General features: G+C 68.6%; 11 protein-coding genes. 5 read left to right on the top strand and 6 right to left on the bottom strand.

Translation table 11 applies throughout. From position 1 onward, the window contains the following. Positions 1 to 221 precede the first annotated feature (221 nt). From AC56LW_RS15805 to AC56LW_RS15795, 3 genes are all read right to left on the bottom strand, one after another. Positions 222 to 527 carry a hypothetical protein gene (locus AC56LW_RS15805; RefSeq protein ID WP_332530129.1) on the bottom strand — a complete coding sequence of 102 codons (306 nt, stop codon included), beginning with the start codon at positions 525 to 527 and terminating at the stop codon, positions 222 to 224. A 134-nt stretch (positions 528 to 661) separates the two neighbouring features. Continuing rightward, positions 662 to 3,367, bottom strand: coding sequence for a bifunctional acetate--CoA ligase family protein/GNAT family N-acetyltransferase (locus tag AC56LW_RS15800; protein WP_499635866.1), 2,706 nt, complete (start codon positions 3,365 to 3,367; stop codon positions 662 to 664). A gap of 148 nt (positions 3,368 to 3,515) precedes the next feature. After that, entirely contained in the window at positions 3,516 to 3,911 is a 396-nt protein-coding gene (locus tag AC56LW_RS15795; protein ID WP_499635863.1) for a hypothetical protein, read from the bottom strand. A 128-nt stretch (positions 3,912 to 4,039) separates the two neighbouring features. On the opposite strand from AC56LW_RS15795, the gene AC56LW_RS15790 reads away from it, so the two are divergent. Genes AC56LW_RS15790 through AC56LW_RS15775 form a run of 4 tightly spaced genes read left to right on the top strand, consistent with a single transcriptional unit; the run spans position 4,040 to position 7,646 of the window. After that, on the top strand, positions 4,040 to 4,453 hold the full coding sequence (locus AC56LW_RS15790) for a hypothetical protein (RefSeq protein ID WP_499635861.1): 414 nt from the start codon (positions 4,040 to 4,042) through the stop codon (positions 4,451 to 4,453). 60 nt (positions 4,454 to 4,513) lie between these two features. Continuing rightward, positions 4,514 to 4,846, top strand: a complete 333-nt coding sequence (locus AC56LW_RS15785) for a hypothetical protein (RefSeq protein WP_499635859.1) — start codon at positions 4,514 to 4,516, stop codon at positions 4,844 to 4,846. Beyond that, on the top strand, positions 4,846 to 6,237 hold the full coding sequence (locus AC56LW_RS15780; RefSeq protein WP_499635857.1) for a TolC family protein: 1,392 nt from the start codon (positions 4,846 to 4,848) through the stop codon (positions 6,235 to 6,237). The genes AC56LW_RS15785 and AC56LW_RS15780 overlap by 1 nt, the downstream gene beginning before the upstream one ends. After that, positions 6,234 to 7,646 carry a multicopper oxidase family protein gene (locus tag AC56LW_RS15775; RefSeq protein WP_499635853.1) on the top strand — a complete coding sequence of 471 codons (1,413 nt, stop codon included), beginning with the start codon at positions 6,234 to 6,236 and terminating at the stop codon, positions 7,644 to 7,646. Before AC56LW_RS15780 ends, AC56LW_RS15775 begins: the two co-directional genes overlap by 4 nt. Here AC56LW_RS15775 and AC56LW_RS15770 read toward each other — a convergent pair. The 3 genes from AC56LW_RS15770 to AC56LW_RS15760 form a co-directional block, all read right to left on the bottom strand. Next, positions 7,643 to 10,390 carry an ATP-binding protein gene (locus AC56LW_RS15770; RefSeq protein WP_499635849.1) on the bottom strand — a complete coding sequence of 916 codons (2,748 nt, stop codon included), beginning with the start codon at positions 10,388 to 10,390 and terminating at the stop codon, positions 7,643 to 7,645. The genes AC56LW_RS15775 and AC56LW_RS15770 overlap by 4 nt on opposite strands. 146 nt (positions 10,391 to 10,536) lie before the next feature. Then, positions 10,537 to 12,978 carry a heavy metal translocating P-type ATPase gene (locus AC56LW_RS15765; protein WP_499635846.1) on the bottom strand — a complete coding sequence of 814 codons (2,442 nt, stop codon included), beginning with the start codon at positions 12,976 to 12,978 and terminating at the stop codon, positions 10,537 to 10,539. 60 nt (positions 12,979 to 13,038) lie between these two features. Further along, positions 13,039 to 13,377, bottom strand: coding sequence for a hypothetical protein (locus AC56LW_RS15760; protein WP_332530120.1), 339 nt, complete (start codon positions 13,375 to 13,377; stop codon positions 13,039 to 13,041). 170 nt (positions 13,378 to 13,547) lie between these two features. Here AC56LW_RS15760 and AC56LW_RS15755 point away from each other — a divergent pair, with 170 nt between their 5' ends. Further along, the gene (locus AC56LW_RS15755) at positions 13,548 to 14,045 is read left to right on the top strand and encodes a nuclear transport factor 2 family protein (RefSeq protein WP_499635844.1); all 498 of its coding nucleotides are present in this window, start codon (positions 13,548 to 13,550) and stop codon (positions 14,043 to 14,045) included. Positions 14,046 to 14,051: the final 6 nt, after the last annotated feature.

Below are 14,051 nucleotides of genomic sequence, written 5' to 3'. Positions count from 1 at the left end.
CCGCGGTCTTCACCTTCAATAAAGCGTTTCATCTGGCCCCTGCATTGATGAGATACTGGCTTAACGTTTCCTCAACCGGTTTCGTTTACACGAAGTGGTGTTTTTACACAGCCTGGGCCGAAAACAGACGGTCGGTAAAGCTCACTGTACGACCATGTTGCCGCCAAAGGAAGTAACAGGTTTTGTCACGCGTTCCGAGCCGACATTGCGCCGCGCCCGGATCAGACGCCGCTGCGCACGGGCGCCAGCCCGCGCCGGCGCGCCAGGCCCCGCTCACACAGCGCGCCGGCGGCATACAACAGCACGAAGGCTGGCGTGACGAACAGGCCATACGCGTCGGGCCACGACAAGAATTCCAGGGCGCGGCCAAGGCCCAGCGCCTGCACCACGACCAGCTGGGCGGCAATCGGCAACTGCAGGAAGATCAACTGCGACGCATCGTCGCCAGCACCGAGCGACACAATACCGACGCAGGCCAGGATGAACAAGGCGTACGGAGCGCACAACAACAAACCGAGTCGGGACATCACAGGAGCAGGGTCGGGCCCTGTTGACAATAGGCGGTACGAATCGTCACGACGTGACAGGGCGACAAACACCGCCACCTTACCACCGCAGCAGAGCCCAAAATCCTCCGAATGTCACATGGCGCGCGAAACGATTAACGTAATGCGAGGCGCATATTTCGGGTGCCGTCCTCACGATCGATCGTCACCTCGAAGCCCAGTTTTTTCACCATCGCGACGATGCGCGAATTTTGCGGCAGCGCTTCGCCGACGATCTCGCCGGTGCCGCGCGCGCGGCAATACCGGATCAGCTTTTCCATCATGATGCGCCCCAGCCCCATTCCTTTGAGGTCCGAGCGCACGGTGACGGCGAATTCGGCGCTCGTGTTGTCGGGATCGGCCACGACACGGGCGACCGCCAGCGTCTCGAACACCCCGTCCGCGTTCTTGCGGGTGGCGATGAAGGCCATCTCGCGGTCATAGTCGATCTGCGTGAAGCGCGCCAGTTGCGACGGCTGCAGCTCGCGGATGCGCACGAACATCCGGTAGCGTACGTCGTCGGGCGTGAGCGCATCGAAGAACGCCAGATGCGCCGGGCCGTCTTCGGGGCGGATCGGGCGCAGCAGCAGCGGCGCGCCCTGCCACTCGATCGTCTCTTCCAGCTCGCGCGGATAGGGCCGGATTGCCAGCCGGTCGAGCGTGCTGCCCGAGCGGTCGGCCAGCGCCAGCCGCATGCGCGCGTCGAGCACGATCGCGCTGTGGCTGTCGACCACGAGCGGGTTGATGTCCAGTTCGACGATTTCGGGAATATCGGAAATCAGCCGCGACACCTGGATCAGCACCGCCAGCACGGCGTCGAGATTGGCGGCCGGCCGGTTGCGGTAGCCGGCCAGGAGGCGCGCCACGCGCGTGCGGTCGACCAGGTCGCGCGCCAGCACCAGGTTCAGCGGTGGCAGGCCGACCGAATAATCATCGAGCACCTCGACCGCCACACCGCCCTGGCCAAACACCAGCACCGGCCCGAACACCGGGTCGAGCGCGGCGCCGACGATCAGTTCGTGGCCGTGCGTGCGGCGGCACATGGCCTGCACCGAAAAGCCGTCGAAGCGCGCCTGCGGGAACAGCTCGCCCAGGCGCGCGCGCATGCGCAGCGCGGCAGCGCGCACGGCGTCTTCCGAATCGAGATCAAGCGTCACGCCGCCGACATCGGACTTGTGCATGACGTCGGGCGTGAGAATCTTGACAGCCACCGGGAACCCGATCGCGCGCGCCGCCACCACGGCCGCGTCGGCGTCGCTGGCGGCGCGCGTTTCAACCAGCGCCAGGCCGTACGCGCGCAGGATCGCCTTGGTTTCGGGGTCGGACAGCAGCAGGCGCTTGGCGGCGATCGCCTCGCGCACCAGCGCGCGCGCAGCGCTGCGATCGGGCGCCATATGGCCGGCCATCGACGGCGGCACTTCCATCAGCAGATTCTGGTTGCGCCGGTAGTTCACCAGTTGCAGGAAGCCGTTGACGCCGTCTTCGGGCGTGCGGTACGTGGGCATGCGCGCCTCGGCTGCAATCGCGCGCGCGGCGACGACCGAGGCGCCGCCCAGCCAGCACGACAGGATCGGGCGTGACGCGGCGCGCGCCAGCGGCGCAATCGCATTGGCCACGTCGCGGCTGTCGACGGTCGCGGTCGGCGAATGCACGATCAGCACGGCGTCGACCTGCGGGTCGGCCAGCAGCACGTCGAGCGCCGCCGCGTAACGCTCGGGCGGCGCGCCGCCCAGCAGGTTGACCGGGCTGGCACGCACTGGATTGCCGGGCTGCGCGCTGTTCCAGCCGGCCGGCAGCACGGCGTCGAGCCGCATGATCGATTCGGGCGACAGCGTCGCCGCCACGCCGCCGCCGTAGCGCAGCGCGTCGCGCGCCAGCACGCCCGGTCCGAGGCCGTTGCTGAGGATGGCCAGGCGCTCGCCATGCAACACGCGCGCGTAGGCCAGCGTCTCGACCGCCGCGAACAGCTGCTCGGTCGTGTGCACGCGCAGCATGCCGGCGCGCCGGATCGCGGCGTCGAACACGTCGTCCTCGGTGGCCAGCGCCCCGCTTTCGCTGGCCGCCGGCCGGGCGCCGTCGGTATCGCTGCGCGACTTGAGCACGATCACCGGCTTGCTGCGCGCGGCGGCGCGCGCCGCCGACATGAATTTGCGCGCGTAGCGCAGCTGGTCGACATACAGCAGGATCGCGCCGGCATTGCCATCGCTGGCCAGGTGATCGAGCACGTCGCCCAGGTCGACGTCGGCCGAGTCGCCCAGCGAGACGAAGTGCGAAAAGCCGATGCCGCGTGTGCGCGCCCAATCGAGTACGCCCGTCATCAGTGACCCCGACTGCGAGACGAAGGCAATCCGTCCCGGCAGTGCGCCGCTGTGGGCCACGCTGGCGTTCAGGCCGAGGCCAGGGACCAGCAGGCCCGCGCTGTTCGCGCCCAGAAGACGCAGCAGATAGGGGTGCGCCGCGTCGAGCGTGGCCTGGCGCAGGCTGCGCCCGCGGGCATCGCGCCCGCGCGCCAGGCCGCTGGTGAGCACCACGGCGGCGCGCGTGCCGCGCTCGCCCAGCTGGCGCACCAGTTGCGGCACGGTGGCGGCCGGCGTGCAGATGACGGCCAGGTCGGGCGCCTCGGGCAAGTCGGCCACAGTGGCGTAACACGGCAAGTCGCCCAACTGCGTGTATTTGGGATTGACGGCAAACAGCTTGCCCTTGAAGCCGCCGCCTTGCAGATTGGCCAGCAGCGTGGCGCCCATGCTGCCCGGGCGCGCCGAGGCGCCGATCAGCGCTACCGATCGCGGCGCGAACAGGTGCTGCAGGTTACGAACGCTCATGAAAGTACCAGGGAGGTGCGCGGCATGGCCGGGCGGTTCAGGAAGCAGGCGGCATGCGACATGGATGGGACCTTTGCGTCAGTGGCGACAAGTAACGCCAGCATACCGCCACGGCGCGCTGCAGCGCGCACAAATTCCCGCGCCGCAGCTAGCGGAAGGCGAACACGCCGCCGATGCGCCGCTCGGGCAGCGCCCGCAGTTCGGCCGAACAAGCGAGCAATTCGCGCATCAAGCCATCGGCCAGGCCCTGCGTATGAGACGCGACGACGTGGGCATCGAAGGCCACGTCGGCCATGCAATTGCGCATGTGCCGCGCTTCGGGCAAGTCGCACAGCGCGATGGCCGCCAGCATGTCGTCGGCCGCCGGCGGCAGCACCGCGTAGAAACGCAGGCGGAACTGACGATCGAGCAGCATGCTGCCGTTCAGGAACCGGTCGGCACCAACATCGAACAGAACGTGCGCGATGACTTCGGCCGCCCTGCCGGCTACTTCTTCCTGATTCTTCCTGCGTCGCAGAGCGAGCAGCCGCTCGATCAACACCATGCTTGCCCTCGTCCCTGAATTGTCATTGAATCAACCTGGCATGCTATCAGCCACGCCCCTTGCCCGGCAAGGTTTCCGGCGGCCTTCATGACAGCAGTGTTGCGCGGACGCCATGCTAGAATTACCGCGTGAATTCAACCGTCCATGTCTGCCTGCGCCGCGCGCTCGTGTGGCTGCTGCTGCTGGCGATTCCCTTCCAGGGCATCGCTTCGGCAGGCATGCTGGCGTGCACACATGCAGCCATGCAGCACGGCGCCGTCGCCGCCGTGACCGCGCCGCACCAGATGGATGCCGGGGCGGGTCACTGCCACGATGCGGGCCCGCAGGTTGCCAAGGCCACCGACCATGCGCCGACGGACCACGACCAGGAGCGCTGCAGCGCCTGCGCCGCCTGTTGCATCGGCGCCGCCATGGCGGGCGCACCAACGATTCCCGCCGCGCCACAGACCTTGTCCACCCGGCTGATCGAGGCAGCCACCGGCCGCCCCGAGGCCGTCGACCTCGCCCTGCCCGAACGACCTCCCCGCTTCCCGCTCGCCTGAATCAGCACATCACCGCGCCACGCTGGCGCGGCACCACTGCATTTCACCGAACGAGGAACCATGTCGACCTTTACCCGACCACAGCTGCTGCTGGCCTGCGTGCTGGCCAGCGCCCTGATGCCTGCCGCAGCGCAGAGCGGCCACGGGGCCACGCCGGCCGCAAACGTCACCGACCCGCACGCCGCCGTCCCGGAAACCCGCTACCAGCCGGCGTATGTGCCACCGGCACGCGCCGCCACCACGACCACGCCTGACCGCGCCTGGCAGGAACACAACCGCATCGTGGCGGCCCAGCCCGGCCATGACGCGCATGCCGGGCACGGCAAACCGGCGCCCGATCCGCACGCGCATCACCATACCCCTGCACAGCCAGAGCACAAGGAGCACCACTGATGGCAAGTCCAATTTCATGGCATGCGACACTTGCCGTAAGCCTGGGCCTGCTGCTGGCTGGCTGCGCCAGCGTCACGCCCGAGCGTGCCTTCGAGGCCAGCGCCGCTGCAGCGCAGGCGCGCACGGGCGTGGATGCGCGCCTGCTGCGCAGCGATGCCGACCGCCAGGCCTTGCAGGCCGAAATCGACACGTTGCTGCAGGCGCCGCTGACGCAGGATGCCGCCGTACGCATCGCCGCGCTGAACCATCCCGGCCTGCAGGCCACCTACTGGGAAGCCGGCATCGCGCAGGCCGACGTGGCCCAGGCCGCGCGCCTGCGCAATCCGGGCTTCGGATTCTCGCGCATGGATGGCGGCGGCAACCGGGAAACCGAGCGCTCGGTCTCGATCGACCTGGCGGGCCTGCTCACCATGCCGCTGCGCCAGCGCATGGCAGCGCGGCGCCTTGACGAAACAACGCTGCGCGTGGCCGCCGCCATCGAGCACCACGTCAACGCCACCCGGCGCGCCTGGATCGAGGCCGTGGCGGCGCGCCAGGCTCTGACCTATGCGCGTCAGGTGGCCGACGCCGCCGACGCGTCAAGCGCACTGATGGCGCGCATGACCCAGGCCGGCAATGCCAGTGCGCTGGACCTGGCGCGCGAGTCCGCCTTCCACGCCGAAGCCGGCGCCGGTGTACTGCGCGCCGACCGCGAGGCCAACGCCGCGCGCGAACATCTGACGCGCCAGCTCGGCCTGTGGGGCGCGCAGGCGCTCTACACGCTGCCCGAGCGCTTGCCCGACCTGCCGGCGGCGCCCGCCGAACTGGCCGGCATCGAGCGCACGGCGCTGAGCCAGCGCCTGGACGTACAAGCCGCGCGCGCCGCCGCCAGCGGCACCGCTGCCGACCTGGGCCTCACGCGCACCACGCGCTTTGTCAATGTGCTCGACCTGGGCTATGCGGACAAGCGCGAGACAGGCGAGCCAAAGAGCGATGGCTACGAGATTGGCCTGGAGCTGCCGCTGTTCGACTGGGGCGGCGCCCGCGTGGCGCGCGCCGAAGCGGTGTACATGCAGTCGCTTGGCCAGGTCGCGGCCGTCGCGGTCAACGCCCGCAGCGAAGCGCGCGCGGGCTACCTCGGCTACCGCGCCAGCTATGACGTGGCGCGCCACTACCGCGACCAGGTGATCCCGCTGCGCAAGCAGATCGCGGACGAGACGCTGCTGCGCTACAACGGCATGCTGGCCAGCCCGTTCGAGCTGCTGGCCGACGCGCGCGAACAGGCTGGCGCGGTGCACGCCACCATCGAAGCGCTGAAGGATTTCTGGCTGGCCCAGGTCGACCTGGAAACCGCCATCGGCATGCGCCTGCCGGCGCCATCGCCCACTGACAAGAAGGACACCCCACAATGACCAACCGCAGATCGTTCCTGACCGGCGCCGGCGCCGGCATCACGGCACTGGGCGCCTCGCTCGTGAGCCGTGCCGGCGCGGCGTCGCTGCCGGAAGCGCCGACCCACACGTCGAGCGCCACCGCCGCGCCGCTGGCCCCGACGGGCGGGCGCCCGTACAACCCCGTCGTCACGCTCAATGGCTGGACGCTGCCATGGCGCATGAAGGACGGCGTCAAGGAGTTCCACCTGGTGGCCGAACCGGTCGTGCGCGAATTCGCGCCCGGCATGCAGGCCAACCTGTGGGGCTACAACGGCCAGAGCCCGGGCCCGACCATCGAAGTGGTCGAGGGTGACCGGGTGCGCATCTTTGTCACCAACAAGCTGCCCGAACACACCAGCGTGCACTGGCACGGCCAGTTGCTGCCGTGCGGGATGGATGGCGTGACGGGCCTGACCCAGCCCGGCATCCAGCCCGGCAAAACGTTCGTCTACGAATTCGTCGCGCGCCATGCGGGCACCTTCATGTACCACCCGCACGCCGACGAGATGCAGCAGATGGCGATGGGGATGATGGGTTTCTGGGTCACGCACCCGAAGAACCCGCGCCAGCATGCCGTCGATCGCGACTACGTGATGTTGCTGTCGTCGTACGACATCGAACCGGGCAGCTATACGCCGCGCACCAACACGATGCTCGACTTCAATCTGTGGACCATCAACAGCCGCGTGTTCCCGGGCCTGGACCCGATGGTCGCGCGCCTGGGCGACAAGGTGCGCATCCGGGTGGGCAACCTGACGATGACGAACCACCCGATCCACCTGCACGGACACCGCTTCGAGGTCGCTGGCACCGATGGCGGCTGGGTGCCGAAGTCGGCGCGCTGGCCCGAGGTGACGACAGACGTCGCCGTCGGCCAGATGCGCGCCATCGAATTCGTGGCCGATGCGCCGGGCGACTGGGCGTTCCACTGCCACAAATCGCACCACACGATGAACGCGATGGGCCATGACGTGCCAACGCTCATTGGCGTTGACCATCGGGGCGTGGCCGAGAAGATCAACAAGCTGGTGCCCGGCTATATGGTCATGGGCGACAAGGGCGGCTCGATGGGCGACATGAAGATGCCGCTGCCGGCCAACACGCTGCCGATGATGAGCGGCGACGGCCCGTTCGGCAACCTGGAAATGGGCGGCATGTTCACGGTGCTCAAGGTGCGCGAAGGTCTCAAGCGCGGCGACTACGGCGATCCTGGCTGGTACCGGCATCCGGCCGGCACGGTGGCGCGCGAATGGACGGGCGAAGGCGCCGAGGCGCTACCGCCAGCGCCACGCGCGCCGGATGCCCGCCCCGCGCCGGCGCCGGCCGGCCAGGCCATGGATGCACGCAAGCCCGGCGCGAAGGACATGACCGGGCACGAGCACCACTAGCCGGCTGCAGGCGCCTCGGGCACCTCAGGTACCTCGCGCAGCAGGGCAATCAGCTGCTGCGGCGCGACCGGCTTCGTGAAGTGCTCGTCGAAGCCGGCCGCCAGCGAGGCGGCGCGGTCTTCCTTTCTGCCGCGCCCCGTCACGGCCACCAGGTAAGGGCGCGGTGCATCCTGCGCCAGCACGCCCGCCAGTTCCAGCCCATCCATGTGTGGCATGCCCAGGTCGAGTACCGCGATCCGGGCCGGCCGTTCGCGGTGCAGGCGAAGCGCTTCTGCGCCATCGTGGGCCACCATCACGGTCGCGCCTTCGGAACGCAGCAGCCAGGCCAGCGATTCCGCTGCATCCACATTGTCGTCGGCCACCAGGATGTGCTTGCCCAGCGCAGCGCCGTCAGGCACCGGGAGCGCGTCGCCCGGCGCCATGGCCGGCTCCTCGCACAGGTGCAGGCGCACGAGGAAGGTCGCGCCGCGGCCCGGTCCGTCGCTGTCGGCCCGGATGCTGCCGCCATGCAGCTCGACGAAGCCCTTGGCCAGCGACAGCCCGATCCCCAGGCCGCCCTGCGCCAGGTGACTGGCACTGCCGGCCTGCACGAACGGATCGAACACGCGTTCGAGCATGTCGGGTGCCAACCCCACGCCACTGTCGGCCACCCACGCCACGGCCTGGTCGTCTTCGCGCCGCAAGCCCAGTTCGAGACCGCCGCCGGGCGGCGTGTACTTGGCCGCATTCGTGATCAGGTTGGCGAACACCTGCGTCAGGCGCAGCGGATCGGCGTCGACCCAGAGCGGTTCGTCGGCCACCCGCAACGCCACCTGGTGGCGCCCGGCCTCGATCAGCGGCATGCTCGTTTGCAGTGTTTCGCGCAGCAACCGGCCCAGGTCGATGCGCACGCGGCGCAGTTCGATCTTGCCGCGGCTGATGCGCGACACGTCCAGCAGGTCGTCGAGCAGGCGCGCCATCTGGTCGGTCTGGCGCCCCACCATGGCGGCGATCCATTCGATGCGTTCCGGCGCCAGCGCCTTGCTGCGCAGGAGCGAGGCCGCATTCGCGATCGGCGCGAGCGGATTGCGCAGCTCGTGCGCCAGTGTCGCGATATAGACATCCTTGCGCCCGTCGGCTTCGCGCAGGCTGTGCATCGCCGCTTCACGTTCGGACACGTCCAGCACCAGCGAGAACACGGTCTGGATCTCGCCCGCCTCGTCGACCAGTACCGAGTTGTACCATTCGCAGCACAGCGCACGCCCGTCGCGGGTGCGGTTGCGGTTGGCCGACTTGGCGTAGCGCGTGCCGGAGTCGATCAGGCGCGCGATCATCGTGTCGACCTGGTCGGCATCGCCCTCGTGGATCATGCCGATGCGGTCGATCCGCTGGCCGATGGCATCGCCTGCGGGCCAGCCGAACAATTCTTCGGCGCGGCGGTTCCACAGCGTGATGACGAGGTCGCGGTCCCATTCGATCACGGCCAGCGGGGTGTTCTCGATCAGGTAGCGGATCTGGTCCAGCGCCCGAGCCAGCGCCGCACTGGCCTCGGTGCGCTCGGTGATGTCGTCGATCACGATCACGGCGGAGGCCAGTTCGGCGGCGCTCTCGCGCAGCGGCGCGCCACTGACCGCGTACACCCGTCTCGCGCCGCCCTGCACGCTCTCGATCATGGCGTCGCGAAACGCCCGGCCGCCGATCGCGCGCGCCACCGGTTCGCAGATCAGGTCGAGCATGCCCCCGACGCCGTCAGCGCCGAAGTGGCGCGCCATCTGCTTCGCCTGGTCGTTGGCCATCACGCAGCGGCCCTGGCCGTCGACGATCAGGACGCCGTCGGGCAATTGGCGCAGCACGGTGCCGAGCAGGCTTTGCCACTGGGCGTGCGCGCGCGTCTCGATCATTTCCTGGAAGGTTGCGTGCAGGCGCGCGTGCAGCGCGATATTGTCGATCGCCAGCGCGCCCAGCACGAACAGCGACGTGGACAGCCCGTACAGCCGCCCGGCATAGAAACCGAGGTCGTAGAGGCCAGTATTGAACACGCAGGACAGGCCCACTTCGAACACCCAGGCCGCCATCGCCACGGTCAGCCAGACATCGAGCACGGTACGGGGGCGCTTTTGCACCGTGGCGTACAGCACGTAGACCGACAGCGCCAGTATCGCCGCCGAGATGCCATGGTAGAGCGGCAAGGTACGCGTGCCCTCGATCAGTCTGGGCAGATACGGCGCACCGGTCGTGCCCACCAACACCAGCAGCGACACGAACAGCGCGGTCAGCAGCGCGCCGATGCGCATGAAGTGTGGCGGCAGCGGCGCCCCGGCCAGGCGTCCGCGCGCGCTGCGCGAGTAGCCGAGCACGAACAGCGGATACAGCGCGTGCCAGGCCGCGTGCAGCCAGGCGGAGGTCTGAAGATTTCCGCCGAGCACGCCCTCGTCGCCGAGCAGGCCGTGAAACGTGAGCATGTGGGCGCCGGCGATCAGCGCCGTGAACAGATAGCCGAGCGCAAGGACGCCCAGCGCGAGCGAGCGCCGGGTGTGGACATGACCGAGCAGCAGGATGCCGGTGACGAAATTACTGGCGATCAGTGTCGACAGATAGATCGGCAGGAATTCCGGCGCATGTGGCAAGGGCACGCCGGCTGCCGGCACCAGGACCGCAAACAGCAGCCCCAGCGCCCCCAGCACCAGCACGGCCCAGCGCAACTGGGCGCCACCGGGCGGATGCTTGACCAGGTCGATCGGTTCTGCGAGTACACCATCTCTCATGAGGATTCCGCTGACGAGGTCGGTCGGAGATGCACAGTGTTCGGTATTGTTCTTTCTACAAAATATAGCCTAAATGAATATTGTTTGGGGGTGTATTTATCCGCTTATCGTCCAGGAAACGCATTGGGCCGTGTGACCGGCCTGCTTCAAACGCCGGCCGTCACCGGATAGCCGGCGCCGTCAATGGCCGCCGCCAGCGGGGCCAGATCGGCGGCGCTGTCGATGCGGACCTTGCCGGTGGCCAGATCGATGTTCACCGTGGCGCCCGGGTCGACGGCGTGGACGGCGGCGGTCACGCGGCCAACGCAGTGCTTGCAGGTCATGTCGGCAACAGTCAATTCGTACATGGGAATTTCTCCTTTGGTTGGGGGCACGGGCACGGGCGCCCCGGTGGTGGGGGTTGAAGTGGCATGTGGTGCGGCGTGCCAGCGGCGCAGCAGCAAGGCGTTGGCCACGACGCTGACCGAACTGAGCGCCATCGCGGCGCCGGCCAGCACCGGATTGAGCAGGCCGAAGGCGGCCAGCGGCACGCCGAGCAGGTTATAAACGAAGGCCCAGCCGAGATTCTGGCGAATCTTGCGCCAGGTACGCTGCGAGACGTCGAGCGCGTCGGCCACCAGCCTCGGATCGCCCCGCATCAGCGTGATGCCGGCGCTGTGCATCGCGACGTCGGTCCCGGTTGCCATGGCCATGCCGACGTCGGCAGCGGCCAGCGCCGGCGCATCGTTGATGCCGTCGCCGATCATGGCGACCGTGCTGCCAGCCTGACGCAGCGCCGCGATGACGTAGGCCTTGTCGGCCGGCAGCACCTCGGCATGCACGCGCGTGATGCCGAGCGCGCGCGCCACGCCCTGTGCGGCGCCGGCGCTGTCGCCGGTCAGCAGCACCGGCGTGATGCCGCGCGCGACCAGCCTTGCGACGGCGTCCTGCGCGCCGGGCTTGAGCTGGTCGCCGAACGCGAGCAGGCCAAGCACGGTGACGGCATCGCCGCGCCGCTCGGCCAGCCAGGACACGGTGCGCCCGGCCGCTTCATGTGCCTCTGCCCCACCCGCCGGTACGCCAAGGTCGTTCATCAGGCGCCGGTTGCCAAGCAGGATCGTCGCGCCGGCGACGTCGGCTTGCACGCCACGACCCGGCAGCGCGCGCGCATCGGTCGCGTCCGGCACGGGCAACGCGCGCCGCGCCGCTTCGTCCAGCACGGCGCGCGCCAGCGGATGGGCGCTCGTTTGCTGGACCGCGGCGGCCAGCGTGAGCAGGCGCGTCGTGTCTGGCCCTTCCAGCGCCAGCAATTGCGGGCGGCCCTCGGTCAGGGTGCCGGTCTTGTCGAACACGACGACGTCGACGGCGTGCGCCGTTTCCAGCGCTTCGGCGTCCTTGATCAGGATGCCGTGGCGCGCGGCCACGCCGGTCCCGACCATGATCGCCGTCGGTGTGGCCAGGCCCAGCGCGCACGGACAGGCAATCACCATGACGGCTACCGCGTTGAGCAGCGCGCCCTGCCAGTCACCCGTACCCACACCCCAGGCCAGCAGCGTGACGAGCGCAATGGCGAGCACCACCGGCACGAACACGGCGCTGACCCGGTCGACCAGGCGCTGGATTGGCGCCTTGGCAGCCTGTGCGTCTTCGACCATGCGGATGATCTGCGCAAGCGTCGTTGCACTGCCGACGGCGGTGGCGCGCACCAGCAACAGGCCGTCGGCGTTGACGGCGCCGCCCACGACAGCATCAAGCGGGCCCTTGGCCTGCGGCAGGCTCTCACCGGTCAGCAGCGATTCGTCGACGTGGCTCAGGCCCTCGAGCACGACGCCATCGGCGGGTACCCGCTCGCCCGGCTTGACCACCATGTCGTCACCCACGCGCAAGGCCGCCAACGGCACGCGGACATCGGCGCCGTCGCGGCGCACGAGGGCGTCGGCGGGCTGCAGTTGCTCCAGTGCGCCCAGTGCCTCGATGGTCTGGCGGCGGGCACGGCCTTCCAGCCATTTACCGAGCAGCACCAGCGTGATGACGACGGCCGACGACTCGAAGTACAGGTGGGACGCTGCATGCCCGCTCTGCGTCAGCAGCAGGTACAGCGACAGGCCGTAGGCGGCGCTCGTGCCGATCGCAACCAGCAAGTCCATATTGCCGGCGCCGGCGCGCAGCGCGCTCCAGCCGGCGCGGTAGAAGCGCGCGCCGAGCCAGAATTGCACTGGCGTGGCCAGCAGCCACTGCACCCAGCCTGGCAGCATCGCGTCGATGCCGAACGGCGCCAGGAACATCGGCAACACCAGCGGGATGGACAAGAGCGCGCCGATGGCGACCGGCCACCAGGTGGCGGCGCCGGTCTTGACGGGTGCGGCAGGCGCGTCAGCCGTCTCGATGCGGGCCGCGTAACCGGCCCCTTCGACGGCGGCCAACAGGGCTGCCGCTGGCGCAGCGCCGTCGATGCGGGCCTTTTCGGTGGCCAGGTTGACACTGGCGCCCGTGACGCCAGGTACCTGTGCCAAGGCTTTTTCAACGCGTGCCACGCAGGAGGCGCAGGTCATGCCATCGATCAGCAGTGTGACCGGCGGCGGTAAGGGAGGGGTCGTGTTGGCATCCATCCGACAAGGATAAACCTTCCCACTACGGGAAGGTCAACACACGCGCGAAGTTTGTCCGGGTTAGCTGCCCAAGTTGAACAGCACGCCCACGGCGAGTTCGACCCACAGCGCGGCAAACACCAGCGCCAGCGCGCCAATGACGGCAAAGCGCTGCCACACGGCCAGACGCGCGACACGGCGGCCCGTGCGCAGACACGTCCAGCCAGCGCTGGCCAGCAACACTGCGGCTACCGCGAAATCCAAGCCCGTCCACTGGACGCCGTGCGCGAACTGCATCCCGGCCAGCGGCACCAGCAGAATCATCGCCGTTGCCAGCGCCACGCGCACGGCATCAATGCCCATCGACGCGCGCAGTGCGCCATTGTTCGTGTGGACGTCCCCGCCCCCTGCCATCGTCATGAAGTGCTCCGGTAAGTTACCGGTCGATCGTGCCGGCACGTCAGTGTAGTCTTATTGTCGCCGCGACAACAGCAATACGTGCAACATCGGCCCGCCATTGAAACATTTCGTTACATTCGTCGCATGGCAGACTTTATATACTGACATACAGTTTCTCTGGACCAGTCATCATGCGCGCCTTGCCGTCCGCTCTATTCCTGTCATGTCTGCTTGTCACGGGCGCAGCGACGGCGCACGTCCCACTGCGGGGCGCCGCGCCTGGCGTTGCCGTTACCAATGCGCAGTCGCCACTGGTGATTGCACTGCGCGATGCTGAGCGGCACCTTGCCGAGGCCGTCGCCACCCGGGATGTCGACGCCCTGCGCGACCTGATCGCCACCGACTACTATCACGTCGAAACCAATGGCCGCGTGCGCACCCGCAGCGAATTCATGCAGGTGCTGACGCGCGATGAATACGAGTTTCGCTCGTACAGCAACGTGAGCATGGAAATCCAGTTGCTCGACAGCGGCCACACGGCCATCGTCCGCGGTCGCATGCAGGCCGATCTGCAGCCAGTCAGCGGTCCGCGCGAGTTTCGCGGGCGCTATGTCCGCGTCTGGCAGTTGCAGAACGACGGCTGGCGCAACACGATGATGCAGAGTACCGAGATCCGGCCGGCGCGCTGATAATTG

It is taken from the genome of Telluria sp. LT2P80 (genome assembly GCF_059685955.1).
This window is presented reverse-complemented; position numbering and strand designations above follow the sequence as displayed.

Excerpts from the sequence above, each read along its gene's own strand:
- AC56LW_RS15795 (WP_499635863.1), bottom strand. The coding sequence starts at position 3,911 with ATGGTGTTGATCGAGCGGCTGCTCGCTCTGCGACGCAGGAAGAATCAG.
- AC56LW_RS15760 (WP_332530120.1), bottom strand. The coding sequence starts at position 13,377 with ATGACGATGGCAGGGGGCGGGGACGTCCACACGAACAATGGCGCACTG.
- AC56LW_RS15785 (WP_499635859.1), top strand. The coding sequence starts at position 4,514 with ATGTCGACCTTTACCCGACCACAGCTGCTGCTGGCCTGCGTGCTGGCC.
- AC56LW_RS15800 (WP_499635866.1), bottom strand. The coding sequence starts at position 3,367 with ATGAGCGTTCGTAACCTGCAGCACCTGTTCGCGCCGCGATCGGTAGCG.
- AC56LW_RS15775 (WP_499635853.1), top strand. The coding sequence starts at position 6,234 with ATGACCAACCGCAGATCGTTCCTGACCGGCGCCGGCGCCGGCATCACG.
- AC56LW_RS15780 (WP_499635857.1), top strand. The coding sequence starts at position 4,846 with ATGGCAAGTCCAATTTCATGGCATGCGACACTTGCCGTAAGCCTGGGC.
- AC56LW_RS15770 (WP_499635849.1), bottom strand. The coding sequence starts at position 10,390 with ATGAGAGATGGTGTACTCGCAGAACCGATCGACCTGGTCAAGCATCCG.
- AC56LW_RS15755 (WP_499635844.1), top strand. The coding sequence starts at position 13,548 with ATGCGCGCCTTGCCGTCCGCTCTATTCCTGTCATGTCTGCTTGTCACG.
- AC56LW_RS15805 (WP_332530129.1), bottom strand. The coding sequence starts at position 527 with ATGTCCCGACTCGGTTTGTTGTTGTGCGCTCCGTACGCCTTGTTCATC.
- AC56LW_RS15765 (WP_499635846.1), bottom strand. The coding sequence starts at position 12,978 with ATGGATGCCAACACGACCCCTCCCTTACCGCCGCCGGTCACACTGCTG.